Below are 17,356 nucleotides of genomic sequence, written 5' to 3' on the forward strand. Positions count from 1 at the left end.
GACGATAGATTAAAATCGATTCGCTAATGAGGAAGCGAGTTGGGAAACAGTCAACGCCCTACCCTCTCTTAAGATGCGATGAGAGATTTGCTGTATGATGTTTTTCTGACGGTAGAGCATTGGCATCTCGGGGCCGAGTATTTCAATGTTTGCTCTCGGTGGCCCCGACAGTAGATGCTCAAGCTCGATGAGTCCTAGAGCCACCGAAGTTTTTTGAAGCTCTACTGATCTTAAACCCACTATTTGCGAATACTGATCAGCAAATGCGACAAGACCCTCTGTCAGCTTTTGTAGCCCGTTCCGATTAGCTGACAGGAGTAGCCTCAACATGAACTTACCTAAGTCTACATGTGGAATACCTACGCACAGCTTCGGATCAAGAAGACAAACCGACTGGCCGTCGCGGATAATGTTACCGTCCTTACAGTCACCGTGCAGGAGATTCCTCATAGTCAAATGTGCTGAGACAAGCTCGACTATATTCGAATGAAGCCCTCTCGCAATCATTGGTTGCTGGAAATTCAAGTCCTCAATAATGAGTGAGTCTGAGGTCGCGCTTATCTGTCTAGGCTTGAGATTGTCCGGTGCCTCAGTTTGATGGAGGCGAGCAATACATTTTGCCAATCCTTCAGCGAACGACTTGTCAAAAGCACCTGGATCAATGCACTTCCCCGGGATTTTTTCGAGTATGACAACATTTGGTCCAACAAACTCTAGAATTCTTGGGACCCGAAACGCTCTATCCCAAAGAAATCTGAGCGACCGAACCTCTATGACGATGTCGTTGCTGCATGGCATGTTGCCACCGTCAAGTGTCTTAGAAAAAACGCTCGGTCCAGCTGCTAAAAACTTTTCGTAGGCGAATAGCATGCTTCTTCCAAAAAGCCCTGCCTTCAAAATTGCCTCTCTGCCATTAAAAGAGCATGTGAAGACGTAATTTACGTGACTAGAATCCACCATTCGCAGGTTGCGGACAAAAACCCCGTTCCTTTTGAGCAAGCCGACGAAGTATTTGCTCACAATTGAGACAAACTGTCGTTGTGTTTTATTCACGGTTAGTCCTTTCGTAGGTTGTATTTTCAAAACTGAGAAAATAATACATACCTATAATAAAAATGTCAAGGGCCCATGATGGTTGAATAGCTTGTATCTACTCAAGGGTATTGACCAGATTGTGCAGCTCGGTCTTGTCGGCCTAGGTAATAGTGCAAATTACAGCATCTCCCCCACCCTCCCCATCACCTTGTTCGCTCCTGCGTGGAAGTCGTCGACAGTGGGACCAACGGAGCCTTTGCCGAGCTGTGGTGCCTGAGTCGGGCTGACGGGGCTTACGACTTCCTTTGGGAGCATTGGCGTGCCGTAGCGGATCACGACAGTGCGACGACGTAGAAAAAAGTCAGCGGCAGTGAGATTGACCAAGCCTTTCATCGCCACTGGTACGACTGGCGCTTGAGCGGCGTGGGACAAGAAGGCGACGCCACCGCGTGCTGGGCCAATCTTGCCATTGGCAGTGCGGATGCCCTCAGGGAAAATACAGACGCAACGGCCACGCTGGGCCAGTGCGATGAAGTTTTGTAGCGAATACGCGTAATCGTGATGACCTGAATACACTGGATACGCTCCTGCAAGGTTGAACAAAATGCCGCCGTACAAATACCGCCGCCAGCCGGAGGCATCATAGAAATCCTTCTTTTGTGACACGTAGTACATCGGTGAGAACCGCCAAAAGAATGGCAGACCGACGCGTACCAGGGGCCCATCCCACTCGCTAGAATGGTTGGGTGCGAAGATCAATGCGACCGTCTTGCCTGCCGCCTTTTGGGCCTTCTGGAAGGCCAGGAGCTGCTCGACGCCTTCGTATCGAATGCGGCAAAACAACTTGAATACGACAAGGGCGAATACGTAGATGATGGCCTGCAAAAGGACAGGGATGACGGAAAAGAAGCGTTTTCTCATACAGCACTGAATATTATATCATGTCTCAATCGAGCGCCGGCACTCGAGTAATAGCTTTTCTAGAACTCGTTGAGGTCCGGATTGGTACGAACGGTCACGGTGATTTCAGATACCGATTTTGGAGAACCTGTGAGTACGTTGACTCCCTTGGTGAAGATCTTGAGGGTGTACTTGTAGACGCCCTCGGTGTTGAGCGGACCGCGGATCAAAATAGTCGGTGGAACAATAGAGCTGTAGGTCTGCTGTGAGAGTGCGTTTCCGGAAACACCAGAGCCTGCTGGACCGCTCTGAGTGATGAAGTAGACATCGTCTGTGTTGCCACCGGAGATACCGTAACGCATCGCCACCGCTCGGCCTTTCTGTGTTGTGACGGAAGATTTATAGGCACTCGCATCCGAAGGCGCGGCCGAATTATTTGTCGCGATTGGTGCCGCGCCGAAATTCACATTTGAATCGGTGTTTTCCTGAGGCACGGCTGGACAGCTGATGAGTTGCGAGCTGTTCACTGCCAACGAAGCATCGGAAACTGAGACAGTGACGAACTGGCCAGGCTGTGCTGCTTGTGTCGGAGGGGTACCTGTCCAGGTATATGAATTGGTCGTCTGGGAGATAGGAGAATGGAGCTCGGAGTCGGTACCTGTAGATCGAATCCAATTAAACTTGTATGGTTGGTTGCCCTTAAACGTACCATCCAGAGTCGCTGTCCATGTCCAGTCGCTACCGGCACGTGTCGGTGCCGCGCAAGTCAGACCAAGAATACTCGAGGTTTCGCAGACGCCAATACACGAGGCGCCACCGCCGATGACTATATTATTGGCACCACCGCTGCCGCCGATTGGCAAAATCGTGACCGTAGCACTTGCCGATGCGGTGCGCGATCCCGAAGTGACGGTGAGTGTGCCGGTCTTTGTTCCTGCCGTAGGATAACTAGTGCTGGTGTTGGTATCGGAGCCCGAGATACTGCCATCACCAGACCACGCATAGGTACATGGGGTGTATCTCGCATCGCTACAACCATCCACGACAGATGCCCATGAGATTGCTTCGTTAACATATGCAGTTGCCGGGCTAGCTGTGACTGCAACAGCTAGGTCAGGTGGCAGTGGATCAGGTTCTGGAGCAACACTGATCTCTGGACAGATAACAACAAGTGTTCGGCCGCCGGAAGAAACCGACACGTCTCCGTATTTAATACCGGGAGTCGTATACTTGTTCGATGCTGTGGAAGCATTCCCCTTCGGACCTTCAACATCAGAACCAGACCATGTGTAGGTATATGCTCCGTTACCTCCGGCGACATTGGTTGTACGCCAAGTAGCGATTGCGCCAACCATCGGCGAGGTCGGCGCGACGCAGGTCGCTACGATATTTGGCTGCGGTGTCGGATCTGAAGGAACGAGAATACCGAAGTGGATCCAGCCGAGTACTGTGGAACCCCAAGCGTAGCCAGTATAATGACGACTACCGTCGAGCTCTGTAATGATCTGCGCTCCATATGGACCAGCCGCCGTAATGCCGCCCAGACTGATCCAGCCGCTAAAACCACCCTTTGGATCCGGGTTCGATGCAGTATAGGTCGCTCCGCCGGTGTCGGAGCAGGTACTTGGATTCTGTGCGCCAGAACAGACACGCGCCCAACCGGTCATGCGGCCACTGAGAGGGTCCACTTTCGCATTGGTCTGTGTGGTACCTGGCGCGACAGTCGAATTCGGCATTGACGCTGTGTTCAGCCCACCAAATTTGATCCAACCAACATTCGATGCCCAGACATAGCCGGTGAGGTTCCCATAAATGTCGCGATTCACTCCGTAATCACCACTTGGTGCGGCTTCATTAGTGCTACTGAAGCTCAACCAGCCGATCGTCGAAGACCACGCCCAGCCAGAGAGTGAAGTCGGGTTAGCGAAGGTCGGAGTATTGGCATCAACGTTCGGATTTGGTGGTGTATTTGGGTTTGGGGTAGGATTTGGCGGCGGAATAACTGGGGCTGGCGGATTGACCGTGAGCAACACCTGGATCGCACCAAGTGCTCTGCCGTTGTCATACAGAGCAAAGGCGAGCGGTGTTCCAACACCGGTCACGGTCGGTGCTGAGGGTGTAGCGGTAATGACAAGAGAAACATTGCAGGTCGGATTCGGAGTACAGGATGTTGGAGAGAATGAGTAACTAATGCCAACCGGTAGCTGCATCCCGGGCGCAGCGGTGAAGGTCACCGGCACGCTCGGCGCACCCGAGTTGTTGGTGATAAAGATCTGAGTATTGACACTCTCCCCCTTCACCACGGAGACATTATAGGAGTCGGTTTTGGAGACATTGAATGTCGACGGCATCGAAACGGTAAACGTAACCGTTAGATCGGAGAGATTGACGTTTCCGTTCGTGTCGCGACAGCGAATTGAGTACGAACGACTCGTGCCATCGACAAGGCCCGTGATGGTAGCAGAATGGGTCATTCCTGTGTCCCACGCTGTGAAGTTATTGTTCATCGCCGAATAAGTAGTGTCGACTCCTGCGGCATATCTACAAGTCGCCACATCATTGGTTGTAATGGAAAGATTCGCATTGATGGTACCCGCAGGGAGCAATACAGGGGTCACGTTCGGAGTGACTAGGGTGCGAATTGGGGCACCGGAACATTTGTTTTGATGAGTAGTGGTTGCTGATAAAAATACATCCGCTGTATTCAAAAGGCAATCTACACTTTTCCCCAAAGTATCCATGTTTCCAGTGACAGATACCCCGGAATTTTTATATTCAGCACCAGAAGTCAAAATCACCTTTCGCATAGAAAAATAACGATAACTTTCTTGTAGTAGATTTGTTGATTGATTGAAACGACTATCAAAAATATTGTCAGAAATTTCTAGCCCCTCAACCTCTGTAATCAATAGTGCAGAATTTTGAAATTCCCCTATCGGACTTGAGATAAACCTAATATCATTATTGGCGACACGAAAATTCTTCAATTCTCGTGCATACGTACTTGGCGGGTAATACAAAGAATCGCTCGGATTAAACAGGTTACGGATAATTCGAATACCTGCTCGTGCACCTTCATTCACAGGAACGAGAGTTATCTCATTATTGTGAATGTTATAGCCAATCTTTTTGAAATTTGGCAATCGATCTACAAAAATATCTATACCACGAGACACACCTAAAAAGTGATTATTGTATATTTCGAGATTATAATCCTGCCACCAGTCAGAGTAATATCCCGCAGCAATATTTTCGCCAATATTATTAAACACTTTTCCACCATATGTGTGGTGTACCGAATATCCTTGGAAAGCGCTATCTTCGCCATTTACGCCAGTAAAGCGAATAGTGTTGTTCGCAATAACCGAGCGATTCATAAAGACGTCCTTGCGCGACGTGTGCGCAGGATCATCGTTCGTACCATTAGAATTCCAAGAGCCGGTAATGTTAAAAACAGTTGACAGACCTTGCCTATTCCTCAATGAGGAATGTAGGTTGCTCTCCTCATAAACAGAGTTGACAATTCGAGAACAGTGAACGTCGGTCGTATCTCCAGTACAGGAGGCATTGTATCTCACATTTGGATCAGCGACGCCATGTTCAGAAAGGAGCAGCAAGATTCCAAAAGATTCTGTCCCGCCGGTTCCATAATAATTGCCAATATTTTTTAATCTAATACCATCTGCAAAATTTCCTTCTCCGAACAACTGAACACCGTGTATCCTCGTCCTGTTTTCAGGCACAGCTTTATTGAACGGAGCCGAGTTAAACTTCTCAACCAGAGTCGAGTAATTGGCATCGATGGTCAGATTCTTGATACCCTCCGCACTTGGAACCGCCCTCACGCCACCAACCCATTTGTATCCATCACCCACAATCACCGAAATATCTGCCAATCTCATTTTGCTGCTTGCAGTAAATCTCGCGTCATCGAGCTTGATAATCGTCCCGTCCCGAGATTCTCCCACGATAGATGCGTTGCTTGGCAAAGTCCACTGAGGGAGGCAGCCGTTCGAAGTGCCACAGGTGTTGTTGGTAGAAAAACCAGCCGTAAGGTACGTGCCATTTTTCAAATGTATTACCAATTTTGTATCTGACGGCTTGTCCTTAAGGGCATAATTTGCACTATTCACGCCCAATATGTTGGACATGACATAATCAATGCTTCCCATCGGCGCGCCGTATGGATTACCAACACTACCATCTCCACCAAAGACGGAAGGATCGGTAAAGGCGGCGCCCGCTACTTTTACATACACATCAACAAGAGTAGTGTTTGCAGGCGTTGGACTTTGCGCAAATAGAGACGACCCGAAAAAAATTACGCCAATAAAAAGAAAAATCCCACCAACGCCACAGAGTTTCCATAGTCGCATACAGTGAATTATACAGCACAGCAACGGCCGAGACTGTGGATAGTGTGCTCTACATCCCCTCTTTTTTCAATTCTTCGATCGCTTTCTTGGCCGCCTTCGAGAGGTGTTTCGGCATTTCGATGGAGATCTTCACAAAAAGATCACCGCGGCGGTTTTTGCTCCCGCCGATCGGCACGCCGCGCCCCTTTACACGAAGTTGTTCGCTGTGAGTGATACCGGCCGGGATGCTGAGTTGGATATCGCCATCGAGCGTGGTAAATGTTTTCACTGCACCGAGAAGTGCTTCGGAAAGCTTAATACCGAGCGAGGCATGTAAGTCGGCGCCATCGCGCTCAAAAAGCGGGTGCGGCACGACGTGGATCTTCACGTAGAGATCGCCAGAAGAGCCGGTGCCGCCGCCAGCCAGTGTTTCGCCCTTGCCGGCCATGCGGAGCATCTCGCCGTCGTTGATGCCAGCCGGAATGACTACCTCGAGATTCTCCTGCCTGTCGTACACGCCTGCACCGCGGCAGATCTTGCATTTTTCCTTTGGTATCGTACCTTTCCCAGCACAGGTTGGGCAAGTGGCTGTGGTACTCACATTGCCGAGGAAGGTGCGGCGCACCTCTTGTACCTTGCCGCGTCCTTTGCAGGTGTCACAGGTCTCGATTTTTGTTCCCGGCTCGCCCCCTGTGCCATTGCAATGGTCGCATGCCGCAGTGCGACTAAAACGTAGCTCACGAATAGAGCCGAAGACAGCATCCTTGAACGGAATTTCGATATCGATCGACATATCGCGGCCCTTCTGACTGCGACCGCGGCCACCTCGTGCGCCTCCTGCCCCGCGCCCGCTTGAACCGCCAGTGCCGAAAATATCGCCAAAGATATCGCCAATGTCGAATTCGATGTTCTGCGAGCCACCGAAGCCTTGGGTGAATTGCGAAAAATCAAAGCCATCGAAACCACCGGCTTGGCCACTGAAGGGATTACCTCCTCCGCCGGAGCCTCCACCAAAACCTGGGCCCGACGAACCAAATCGGTCGTATTGTGCACGCTTCGCATCGTCCGACAAGGTCGAATACGCCTCATTTGCTTCTTTGAAGCGCGCCTCGTTGCCACCCTTCTTGTCTGGGTGATGTTCATGCGCGAGCTTACGGAACGCCTGCTTGATCTCGTCTTTCGAGGCACTCTTTTCGACTCCGAGTGTTTTGTAATAGTCTTTTGACATTTTAGATTTTTTGAACCTTGACACTATACCATACGGTGTGTAACTATTCTATTCAGTCAGTTGTTTTAGAGGGTTGGCTTCAGAAAGGAAGCCGTGGTGTCCCGAACAATACACCTAGCATCGTTAATCATGATCGTCATCTTGAAAGACCGGAGACTTTTCGCCATCCAGTGCCTCGTCTCAATTGCAATCATGCTGAGCGCATATCTCGAGCCGAGGTATTTTGCGATAACCTTTGGCGCTTGGTTCCTGTTCTGCCTGCTGATTCTGCTCGTTTACACAATCAGCACGCCTGCCGAAGACCTGTTGGGGCTCAAGCATGAGATGCAATTCATCGTGCTGTTTGGCACCCCGATAATCATCCTCGGAATCACGAAGGCTCTTTTTACCATAAGGCGAACGGACGCCGCACCTAAGACCTGATCGCGTTATCTACCTCACTCCCCTCCTCCATTATCTCCACGACTCAGTCTTTGTACTAGGTCATGGAGAGTAGGAAGAGGGGGGTTTTTTTATTTTCTGATTTTCAGGAGCCTAGTGGAGAGGTGTCTGCGGCCATTTTTGAGTAGGTGCGGATTTATCATACTTTTCTCATACTTTCGTATGAAAAATCCGATACTACTCTTTTTCGCTGCGCCACCCCGGCTGCTTCAGCTATTTCTTCTCCCCATCTTTACCGCCTTCCTTGAACTCCGCATCGCGGACTGGGCCGTCAGCATCTTTCTTGTCGCCCTGCGCAGTGTCGGCCCTTGAGGCCTCGCCGTTTGCTCCGGCGCCTGCCGCGCCCGCACCAGCCTTGCTCATCGCCTCGCCAACTTTGGAGAGCTCGGTCGAGAGAGCTTCGGTTGCGCTCCTGATCTTCGCAAGATCAGCACCATCTTTCACCTGCTTGAGGTCAGCGGTCTTGTCCTCGACACCCTTGCGGACATCAGCAGGCACTTTATCGCCCGCATCCTTGAGCGCCTTCTCGCTGGTGTAGATCATCTGCTCGGCGACATTTTTTGCCTCGACTGCCTCACGCTTCTTCTGGTCGTCAGCACTGTGCATTTCCGCATCCTTCTGCATCTTCGCGACCTCTTCCTTGCTCAGGCCGGAGCTTGCGGTAATCTTGATCGAGTTCGACTTGCCGGTGGTCTTGTCCTTGGCAGTCACATTCAAGATACCATTGGCATCGATGTCAAAAGACACCTCCACCTGCGGCATACCGCGAGGAGCCGGTGGAATACCGTCGAGAGTGAACTTGCCGAGCGACTTGTTGTCCGCCGCCATAGCACGCTCGCCCTGAGTGATGTGGATTTCCACAGAGGTTTGATTGTCCGCCGCGGTCGAGAACACCTGAGACTTCTGTGTCGGGATAGTAGTGTTCTTCTCGATGAGCTTCGTCGCGACGCCACCCATAGTTTCAATGCCGAATGAAAGTGGGATCACGTCGAGCAAGAGCACGTCCTTCACGTCGCCGGCGAGAATACCGCCCTGAATAGCGGCACCGATCGCCACGACTTCGTCTGGGTTCACTCCCATGTGGAGCTCCTTTCCGAAGAAGGCCTTCACCGCTGCGAGCATGGCTGGCATACGAGTCTGCCCACCCACCATCACCACTTCGTTGATATCGGCCACCTTGAACGGCGATGCTTCCATCGCACGCTTGGTGATCATCATTGCTCGATCGATGAATTCTCGAGTGAGAACCTCGAGCGTTGATCGGGTCATAGTCTTCACGAGGTGCTTCGGGCCGTCACTGCCAGATGAGATGAACGGAATGTTGATCTCGGTCTGCACCGCGGTGGAGAGCTCGATCTTGGCCTTTTCTGCGGCCTCGTCGAGTCGCTGCACTGCCAAGGGATCCCTCATGAGGTCGATACCGTTTTCCTTCTTGAAATCATCCGCGAGCCATTTGATGATCTTCTGGTCGATGTCTTTTCCGCCCAAGTGCGCGTCACCGTCGGTGGACTTCACCTCCACGAGGTCGGCGCCCACTTCGAGCACGGAGATGTCGAAGGTACCGCCTCCGAAGTCGAAGACGACGATCTTTTCATCCTTCTTTTTGTTGAAGCCGTATGCGAGGGCGGCTGCGGTCGGCTCGTTGATGATACGCATCACTTCGAGGCCGGCGATCTTGCCTGCGTCCTTGGTGGCCTGTCGCTGTGCGTCGTTGAAGTATGCCGGGACGGTGATGACGGCCTGAGTCACCTTCTCGCCGAGTCGCGCTTCCGCGTCGGTCTTGAGTTTGGTGAGGATCATGGCCGAGATCTCCTCCGGTCGGAGCCATTTGTCGGCCATTTTCACTTCCACACCACCGTTCGCAGACTTCTGCACTTCAAAAGGCACCGATGCCTTGTCTTTTTGCACCGCGTCTTCGTCAAATGTGTGTCCGATGAAGCGCTTGATCTGGAAGACGGTGTTCTTTGGGTTGGTGACAGCTTGTCGCCGCGCAAGGAGGCCGACGAGTCGGTCGCCGGTCTTTGATTGAGCGACAATAGATGGAGTGGTGCGCGCACCCTCGGCATTTTCGAGGATCTTCGGGCTGCCCGCTTCCATCACCGCGACTGCTGAGTTGGTGGTACCGAGGTCGATACCGATGATTTTTGACATGGGTTAATTTGCGTTAAAAACGTGATAAAGGATTTCTAAAATCCGAATGAACGGGGTGTGAAATCGAATTCAGCTTAAAACGCAAAGGACGGCGCGCGGGTCGGTTGGCTTTTGAGGATCGCCTTGATGGCGAGATGTGGATAGACGACAGACTCGAGCTGGAGAGATTTTACAAATTCAAAGACAGCAAGCTCGACAGGTGCTGGGAGTGCTTGGACAGCAGCTGTATTTGACGCACCGGAAACAACATCACCAAAGGCAAAGGCTTCAGCTGCCTCGATCGGGGTGGCAGAAAGGAGTTTTACGCGTACCTGACCCTGATACTCCACCACCAAAAATCGGGCACGAACAAAGCCGCCAGCCCGTGTTTTCAGGACTTTTTCGATGATATTTTGCTGTGGAGCGAGGGTCAACATCGGACTGCTATTATACCAGAAATATGGAGGAGTCAACATATTCGACTGAACAGAAGGTTGGTGGTGCAGCGGAAAAGAGTACCTTCGGATTTTTCATACAAAGTATGAGAAAGTATGAAAAATCCGCACCTACTCAAAAACACTGACGGACACCCCACCCCTCGCACTACGAACTACACCTTTGTGACAAGAGATTACTTCTTCACCTCCCCCACCTTCACCTTCGGCGGACGGACCACGCGGTCGCCGAGCTTGTATCCTTTGTTGATGACAGCGACAACTTTGCCATCCTGTGATTTTTCGTCTACCTCCACCATCTCTATCGCCTCCTGCTCGAGCGGGCTGTAGTCGGCGCCGAGGGGGTTGAGTTCGGAGAGGCCGTTTTTCTGCAAGATACCTAGGATCTGCGCCTGAATATGCTCGACGCCCATGCGCCAATTCTTGTCCACCTTTTCCCAAGCCTCTTTGTTGGCACGAGCCATGTCGAAGCTGTCGAGCACTGGCAAGATGTCGAGGATGAGCTCCTCGTTCGCGTACTTCACGAGCTCCTTCTGGCGCTCCTCGTCGCGCTTGCGCGCATTTACCATGTCGGCCTTGGTGCGCTGCCAGCCAGTGAGATAGTCGAGCTTCTCGGCTTCACACTTCTTGAGCTTGTCGCGCAAGTCTTTCAGCTTGGCCTGGGAGCCCTTCTCGATGCCTTCTTCGTTGGTGTCCACTACATCATCTGTATCGCCAGAATTTGCGTCTGCCTTGCCAGCAGCCGTCGGCTCAAAAGTTACATCATCCTGATCGTTTTTCATATTTTTAGTGTCGTCCATAGGGCTGTATTATCGCCAATTTCTGTACGCGGGTCAATCCCTTGATCTCCCACTCCCTTTTCAGTGCACGACTTTTCGTCCGGCACTTCTCCGCATACGCCAACACCACCGGCCGCCGCGACTTCGTGTACTTCGCGCCCGTCTTCGACTCATTGTGCGCCACCACTCGCCTCTCCACATCATTCGTCGAACCCGTATACAACGTTCCATCCGCGCATTTCAAGATGTATATGTAGTAAGCCACGGCAGGTACAGTATAGCAATTGATAAGACAGACTCATACATATATACTTATACAAATGGACAAGAAACTTCGTCGGCGTTGGGACAATCAGGTGAAGCAAGCCCTAAAAAGGGTCGGCTATTCGAGCGGTAAATTAGCCCTGAAGGATCTCTAGAAAACACCGCAAGGAAGTCTTTCGGCGTGGAGGAATCGAACGAAATATGTAGGCAAAACAAAACAGCATTCTGAGGGAACTGCGGAGGCCGTCGGGCCGAGCCGGAGCGAAAAGCTAGCGAGCTTTTATGCGTATCCCTCAGAATGCGTTTTTGTTTTGCCTGCTTATAACTATCGCTTGCTCCAAGCCGGAGACTTTCGTGCCTTCTTCAAACCGAACTTTCGTCGCTCCTTCGCTCGAGGATCTCGCTTCAAAAAGCCTTCCTTCTTGAGAGAACCACGGAGTGCGATATCGTGCTGAATCAACGCTCGTGCAATGCCGTGTCGGAGTGCCTCGGCCTGAGAGTGGATACCGCCGCCGCTCAACATCGCAGTGACCTTGAACTTCTCGGCTGACTTTGCCAAAGCGTCCATGGCGATCTGCTGGAGCTCAGCGGTCGGGAAATACGTATTCAAATCCTTCTCGTTCAAAGTGAAAGAGGTCTTCGCTGAAGGAGTGATGCGGACGCTCGCAATAGAGGTCTTGCGTCGGCCGATGCCCTGGGTGTACTTTTTGTCTGAAGTTGAAGTGTTGGATGTCATGGAGATATACAATAGCCGATTACTCGCTGATGGTCAAACGCTTCATCATGCCTGGGCGGAGGCGGTTGTTTGGGATCATGCCCTGGATCGCGAGGCGGAAAAGCTCGCTGTAGCCCTTCTTCGCCACGATGTCCACCATGTTTGGAGTCTTCAAACCGCCTGGGAACCCGCTGTATCGAGCATAGGTGGTCTGCTTCATCTTGTTGGTAGCGATCGATGCCTTTGAAGCGTTGATGATCTCAACAGTAACATCGGTCGGAGCCGCATTGCGGACAAACGAAGTCAAATTCTTGCCCATGAGGAGAGAGGCCGCCTTGGTAGCGAGTCGTCCGAGCTTCTGGTCTTTTGCGTCAAGAGTGTGTTTCATGGAAGTGTGTTGGGTGCTTGATTATTTTACAAACTGGATGACGGCCATGCGAGCAGAGTCGCTCTTTCGTGCTGGGAGCTTGATCACTCGGGTGTAGCCACCGTTTCGGGTCTTAAACGATGGGCCGATTTCGGTGAAAAGCTTCTTCACCGCTGAAGCGGAACCGATGCGCGCCATCACCAATCGTCGGTTGAAGACGGTGTCGGTCTTCGCTCGAGTCACCATCGGTTCGATGAAGGGTCGGATCTCCTTGGCCTTAGCCTCGGTAGTCATGATCTGGCCATGGTTCACCAATGCGAGTGCGAGCGACTTGAGCAAGGCGCTTCGCTGTCCTGTTTCTCGTCCGAATACTCGATTTTTATTATGGTGTCTCATGGTGTTTGATTAATGACGCTCGTGTCTGTTTGGGTCTTTTCGGCGTTCAGATTATTTTAATGAAATGCCGTACTTGTTCAAGAACTTCTTGATCTCCTGTACGCCCTTGCTGCCAAGGCCGTCGATATCGAGAATGTCCTCCTCCTTCTTGCGAACCAAGCCGCCGAGGGTTCGAACATTTGCACTGGTGAGCGCATTGAGGGTTCGAGGTGAAAGGTCGAGAGTCTCGATGCGGGTCTTCAAAAGCTCTGGATCAATCTCCTTCTTTGAAGACTTCTCTGAGGCCTCCTCAGCGTCAGCCTTCGCTGCTCGCTCCTCTGCTGGTGCAATCTCCTCTTCCTTGAATCCGACAATCGCCTTGAGCTGCTCGATCATGGTCACAATAGACTGTTCAAGCGCCTCGTGAGGGGTGACGGTACCATCGGTCTCAATAAAGAGCTTGATTCGGTTGAAATCAGTACGGTTGCCGACTCGCATGTTCTCCACTTCGTAGTTCGCACGCTTGATTGGGGTGAAAATGGCATCCAGAGCGATAGCACCTATGTCTACGCGCTCCTTCTGGATAACTTCCTTTGGGACGTAACCAAGACCCTTCTGGGCAGTGATCTCAATTTCCAAAGTGGTGTTCTTGTCGGTGACAGATGCAATGTGCTGATCTTTGTTCACGATGACCACCTGGCCCGGAGCCTCGATGTCGGCGCCCGTCGCATTCTTCACACCCTTCACGCGGAGGGTCATGGTCTGAGGCTCATCGCTCAAAAGCTGGATGCGAATCTTCTTGAGGTTCAAGAGAATAGTGATGACGTCCTCTTTCACTCCTTCGATAGTTGAAAACTCGTGAGAAACGCCAGTGATCTTCACTGAAGTGATCGCTGCACCTGGAAGAGACGACAAGATGATGCGTCGAAGTGAGTTGCCGAGAGTATGTCCGTATCCTGGGTACAATCCATCAATTTCGTAGATGCCAACAGAACCATCTTCTTTGATGATTCGAGGCTTTGATGGAAGTACGATAGTCTGATCAGTCATGTGATTGTTGTTATATAAAATGATTGATAATTATCGCTTGTAGAATTCCAGGATGGCTCCGATATCGAACTGTGTCTCGCCAACTGCAAACTTCGGCATTCCAACGATCTCGGCTCGTTTCTTCTCCGACTCGCTCTTGATCCAATTGACCGCCGGCGCATTCTTCATCTTCTCCGCTGCCTGCTCGAACAGCTTCTTCTTTTGGCTACCATCACGGATGGTGATCGCATCCTTCTCAGAGATGGTGTACGAAGGGATGGTGACCCGGGTGCCGTTCACCAAAATGTGGCCGTGAGAAACCATCTGTCGCGCGAGGAGTCGAGAGTTGGCCAAGCCAAGGCGGTACACGACATTGTCGAGACGAGTTTCGAGCGCCCGGAAGAGTGCTTCGTCTGGGTGGAGCTTGGTCTGTGCAATCGCCTTTCGGACGTAGTTGCGGAACTGCTTCTCCATCACGCCGTAGGTAAATCGGGCCTTCTGCTTCTCGATGAGCTGGGTACCGAACTCGCTCTTTGGGCGAGGCTTCTTTTTGCCGTCCTTGCCACCACTTCGTCGGGCGACAGATGCAGCAAATTTAGCCGTCTGTGTTTTGTCGAACACTGCGGCTCCCAGTCGTCGTGCAATCTTGTACTTTGGACCAATTTTCATGTGAGTACGTGATGATTAATATTAAACGCGTCGTGGTTTCTTTGGCTTCGGACCGTTGTGAGGCACCGGAGTCACGTCTTTAATAGAGGTGATGGTGAAACCCTTTGATACAAATCCTCGAACGGCTGATTCTCGGCCAGAACCAACGCCCTTCACGATGACTGCCACTTCCTTGAGACCAAGGAGAGCTGCCTTTGCAGCCAAGGTCTCGCCCACTTTTGCTGCAGCAAAAGGAGTGCCCTTCTTTGCACCCTTGAAACCGAGAGATCCCGCTGATGACCAAAATACGGCGTTACCCTTTGGATCAGCAAACACCACTTTGGTGTTGTTGTAGGTAGACTGCACGTACAAAATGCCGCTGTCGAGCTTGAGCTTCGAGGCCTTTGAAGGTGCCGCCGCGACTACCTTCTCCGCTGGAGCGGCGGCCTTGTCGGTCTTCTTTACTTCTGTGTTCTTTGGGGTTGCCATATAAATGTATGTCGGTTATTTCTTTAGGATTACTTCTTCTCAACGGCCTTTCGTCCGGAACCCATGGTCTTGCGAACGTTGCCTCGAACAGTTCGAGAGTTGGTCTTGGTGCGCTGGCCGTGCACTGGGAGTCGGCGGAGGTGTCGGATGCCTCGGTACGCCTTGATGTCCTTCAAGCGCTTTACGTTGCCCGCGACCTCTCGCTTGAGGTCTCCTTCGATCTTGTAATCCTCGATCATCTTGCGGATCTCATTCTCTTCGTCTACAGTAAGGTCTTTCGCCTTCTTGGCAAAATCAACATTCGCTCGGGTCAAAATAGTGTGAGCGAGTGGACGGCCAATGCCGAAGACTGCCGTGAGAGCAATCTCGATTCGCTTGTCGTCTGGAATGGTGATACCTGAGATACGCATTGGATATACAGTAAGGATGATGAATAATTAACCTTGGCGCTGCTTGTGACGAGGGTTAGACGAGCACACCACGTACACATAGCCCTTTCGTCGGACGGTCTTGCATTGAGCACACACTTTTTTTACTGAAGCTTTTACTCTCATTGGTGTTTACAATCGTTTAGTAATTCGTCCTTTGCCGCCGTACGGATCAACCTCCACTTTCACCTTGTCTCCGATCAGGACTCGAATGTGATTCATTCTCATCTTGCCCGCGAGATAGGCCATCATTTCCGTCTCTTGGCCATCGAGTCTCACCTTAAACAAGGTATTCGGAAGCGCCTCGGTGACGACTCCTAAAACGCCTGTATCTGGTTTTTTCTCCATATATAAATCCTGTAAAAACAGTGAATAGCATCATAACAAAAATAGGCCACAAAAGTCAAGTGTCTGGCTGTGGATTGGCGCTACAGCTCTGGTTCTACGACGGTAATACGGGCGACGTCATCTGGGAACGTGCTCCGCCAGAATGGTCGAACTACCGCCTTCATCGGGGTGACTTCGCTGAAATTCGCCATGATTTCCTTGAACTGAGCCGTTTTCTGAGATACCAGAGCGGCTGAGATGTTAGCAGCATTATAGAGCCACACGAAGCTCGCCGTGCCAGAAACCGCCAATTTCACCGGGTCACGATCGAAGACCCCTATCGACATGTTCTGCGGGACGATTTCAAGACCTTCAAGCGTCGATAGGTCAATTGGTTTTTCATCGTAGCCATTCAATTGCTTCGTCGCGACAGCCATGGCGAGCGCCTTTCGTTCCATCACCAGTCCAGTAAGCACTACCTTCTGCGTCAAAATAACAGTATCGGTATCTTTGTTCTGATTCGGCAGCTGCTCGACATTAAACAGTGTCGCTCGATCGAAGAAAGCATAGCCAGCGGGAGTCTGCGCTGCAGCAGATGTTAGGAGACGAGCCTTGAGGTCAGCAATCATCGAATCACGAGCCGCCTTTTCATCGGCAGGCTTCACCACCCGAACTACCCCCTTGCTACCTCCGGTCATAGCTGTTTTTGAACGCGCGTAGATATTTTTATACTTGGTCGGACTGGTTTTAAATCCTGGAATAGTAAAGTCTGTGAGGCCGATGTTGTAATCGGAACCTGCAGTGTCGGCATAGACCGTGACCTCAATACTTCCGGGCACTGTTCCCTTCTTTCCTGGAACAGTGACCGGCTCAGAGATTCGGTAGATCAATCCTTCTGGTGTTTGGAAACGGGTATTACGAATGAGGCGCTGGGTGGATGCACTGTCATTATTGTAGATCACTATCTGACCCGATGCTTTTTTCTCCTCCATGCGCGTACCCTGTGCAAGCACTTCTTTTTGGAGTTGATCTGAGAGTGTGACAAGCTGATATTGCAGATCGGAACCCTTCACTGAAGCAGTCTTGCTGGCCAACAGCGTGGTATTTACCGCCACTTTCTGACTAAGTGGAAGGACGGTGATAGTGGCACCAATAAAAAACGTGGAGACAACATAGAAAAGCACGCCGATACAGACGACGACCAGTGCCCAAAGAATACTGCGACGGATTTTTGCATGCGAATCATGGCCAGTATCGTTTCCACCTCCGCGCGCAGACGGTGAGCGGAGTGAAGCAGGGATAATCCGAATACTTCGTCGTTCTGAAGGTCGCACATCATTGATAATAGGCCTCGACATATCGGTAGTATAGCAAATTTTCACGCGTTGTAC

19 protein-coding genes are annotated in these 17,356 nt (G+C 51.3%); 1 reads left to right on the top strand and 18 read right to left on the bottom strand.

The genetic code is table 11. The features are described from left to right. Window positions 1-9: 9 nt before the first annotated feature. The 4 genes from AAB391_00830 to dnaJ all read right to left on the bottom strand — a co-directional run bounded on the left by AAB391_00830 (window position 10) and on the right by dnaJ (window position 7,518). Complete coding sequence (locus AAB391_00830) at window positions 10-1,053, bottom strand: phosphotransferase (GenBank protein MEK7644856.1); 1,044 nt, start codon at window positions 1,051-1,053, stop codon at window positions 10-12. A 159-nt stretch (window positions 1,054-1,212) separates the two neighbouring features. Further along, on the bottom strand, window positions 1,213-1,956 hold the full coding sequence (locus tag AAB391_00835; GenBank protein ID MEK7644857.1) for a lysophospholipid acyltransferase family protein: 744 nt from the start codon (window positions 1,954-1,956) through the stop codon (window positions 1,213-1,215). 59 nt (window positions 1,957-2,015) lie between these two features. Further along, window positions 2,016-6,194: a hypothetical protein gene (locus tag AAB391_00840; protein ID MEK7644858.1), complete on the bottom strand. Its 4,179-nt coding sequence runs from the start codon at window positions 6,192-6,194 to the stop codon at window positions 2,016-2,018. Between the two features lie 166 nt (window positions 6,195-6,360). After that, window positions 6,361-7,518, bottom strand: coding sequence for a molecular chaperone DnaJ (gene dnaJ, locus AAB391_00845; protein MEK7644859.1), 1,158 nt, complete (start codon window positions 7,516-7,518; stop codon window positions 6,361-6,363). Between the two features lie 129 nt (window positions 7,519-7,647). Between dnaJ and AAB391_00850 the strand changes: the two genes are divergently transcribed. Then, window positions 7,648-7,941 carry a hypothetical protein gene (locus AAB391_00850; protein ID MEK7644860.1) on the top strand — a complete coding sequence of 98 codons (294 nt, stop codon included), beginning with the start codon at window positions 7,648-7,650 and terminating at the stop codon, window positions 7,939-7,941. A gap of 231 nt (window positions 7,942-8,172) precedes the next feature. Here AAB391_00850 and dnaK read toward each other — a convergent pair whose 3' ends face one another. The 14 genes from dnaK to AAB391_00920 all read right to left on the bottom strand — a co-directional run bounded on the left by dnaK (window position 8,173) and on the right by AAB391_00920 (window position 17,323). Further along, entirely contained in the window at window positions 8,173-10,110 is a 1,938-nt protein-coding gene (gene dnaK, locus AAB391_00855; protein ID MEK7644861.1) for a molecular chaperone DnaK, read from the bottom strand. A 74-nt stretch (window positions 10,111-10,184) separates the two neighbouring features. Continuing rightward, a complete protein-coding gene (locus AAB391_00860; GenBank protein MEK7644862.1) occupies window positions 10,185-10,526 on the bottom strand; it encodes a hypothetical protein in 342 nt (113 codons plus the stop codon). A gap of 194 nt (window positions 10,527-10,720) precedes the next feature. Then, window positions 10,721-11,326 (bottom strand): nucleotide exchange factor GrpE, encoded by a 606-nt coding sequence (locus AAB391_00865; GenBank protein ID MEK7644863.1) that lies wholly within the window; start codon window positions 11,324-11,326, stop codon window positions 10,721-10,723. Window positions 11,327-11,330: 4 nt separating this feature from the next. Next, a complete protein-coding gene (locus AAB391_00870) occupies window positions 11,331-11,588 on the bottom strand; it encodes a GIY-YIG nuclease family protein (protein ID MEK7644864.1) in 258 nt (85 codons plus the stop codon). 324 nt (window positions 11,589-11,912) lie between these two features. Beyond that, on the bottom strand, window positions 11,913-12,323 hold the full coding sequence (rpsI, locus tag AAB391_00875; GenBank protein MEK7644865.1) for a 30S ribosomal protein S9: 411 nt from the start codon (window positions 12,321-12,323) through the stop codon (window positions 11,913-11,915). Between the two features lie 19 nt (window positions 12,324-12,342). Beyond that, entirely contained in the window at window positions 12,343-12,690 is a 348-nt protein-coding gene (locus AAB391_00880) for an uL13 family ribosomal protein (protein MEK7644866.1), read from the bottom strand. 21 nt (window positions 12,691-12,711) lie between these two features. Further along, the gene (rplQ, locus tag AAB391_00885; protein ID MEK7644867.1) at window positions 12,712-13,065 is read right to left on the bottom strand and encodes a 50S ribosomal protein L17; all 354 of its coding nucleotides are present in this window, start codon (window positions 13,063-13,065) and stop codon (window positions 12,712-12,714) included. 51 nt (window positions 13,066-13,116) lie between these two features. Beyond that, entirely contained in the window at window positions 13,117-14,094 is a 978-nt protein-coding gene (locus AAB391_00890) for a DNA-directed RNA polymerase subunit alpha (protein MEK7644868.1), read from the bottom strand. Between the two features lie 30 nt (window positions 14,095-14,124). Continuing rightward, window positions 14,125-14,742, bottom strand: a complete 618-nt coding sequence (rpsD, locus tag AAB391_00895) for a 30S ribosomal protein S4 (GenBank protein ID MEK7644869.1) — start codon at window positions 14,740-14,742, stop codon at window positions 14,125-14,127. Window positions 14,743-14,763: 21 nt separating this feature from the next. Beyond that, window positions 14,764-15,210 (bottom strand): 30S ribosomal protein S11, encoded by a 447-nt coding sequence (gene rpsK / locus AAB391_00900; protein ID MEK7644870.1) that lies wholly within the window; start codon window positions 15,208-15,210, stop codon window positions 14,764-14,766. Between the two features lie 29 nt (window positions 15,211-15,239). Next, window positions 15,240-15,620, bottom strand: a complete 381-nt coding sequence (rpsM, locus tag AAB391_00905) for a 30S ribosomal protein S13 (protein MEK7644871.1) — start codon at window positions 15,618-15,620, stop codon at window positions 15,240-15,242. A gap of 27 nt (window positions 15,621-15,647) precedes the next feature. Then, window positions 15,648-15,764: a 50S ribosomal protein L36 gene (gene rpmJ, locus AAB391_00910; GenBank protein MEK7644872.1), complete on the bottom strand. Its 117-nt coding sequence runs from the start codon at window positions 15,762-15,764 to the stop codon at window positions 15,648-15,650. A 6-nt stretch (window positions 15,765-15,770) separates the two neighbouring features. After that, the gene (gene infA, locus AAB391_00915; GenBank protein MEK7644873.1) at window positions 15,771-15,986 is read right to left on the bottom strand and encodes a translation initiation factor IF-1; all 216 of its coding nucleotides are present in this window, start codon (window positions 15,984-15,986) and stop codon (window positions 15,771-15,773) included. A gap of 80 nt (window positions 15,987-16,066) precedes the next feature. Beyond that, window positions 16,067-17,323 (bottom strand): hypothetical protein, encoded by a 1,257-nt coding sequence (locus AAB391_00920; GenBank protein ID MEK7644874.1) that lies wholly within the window; start codon window positions 17,321-17,323, stop codon window positions 16,067-16,069. Window positions 17,324-17,356 lie beyond the last annotated feature (33 nt).

It is taken from the genome of Patescibacteria group bacterium (genome assembly GCA_038065315.1).
GTDB lineage: Bacteria > Patescibacteriota > Minisyncoccia > Phycocordibacterales > JBBTRF01 > JBBTRF01.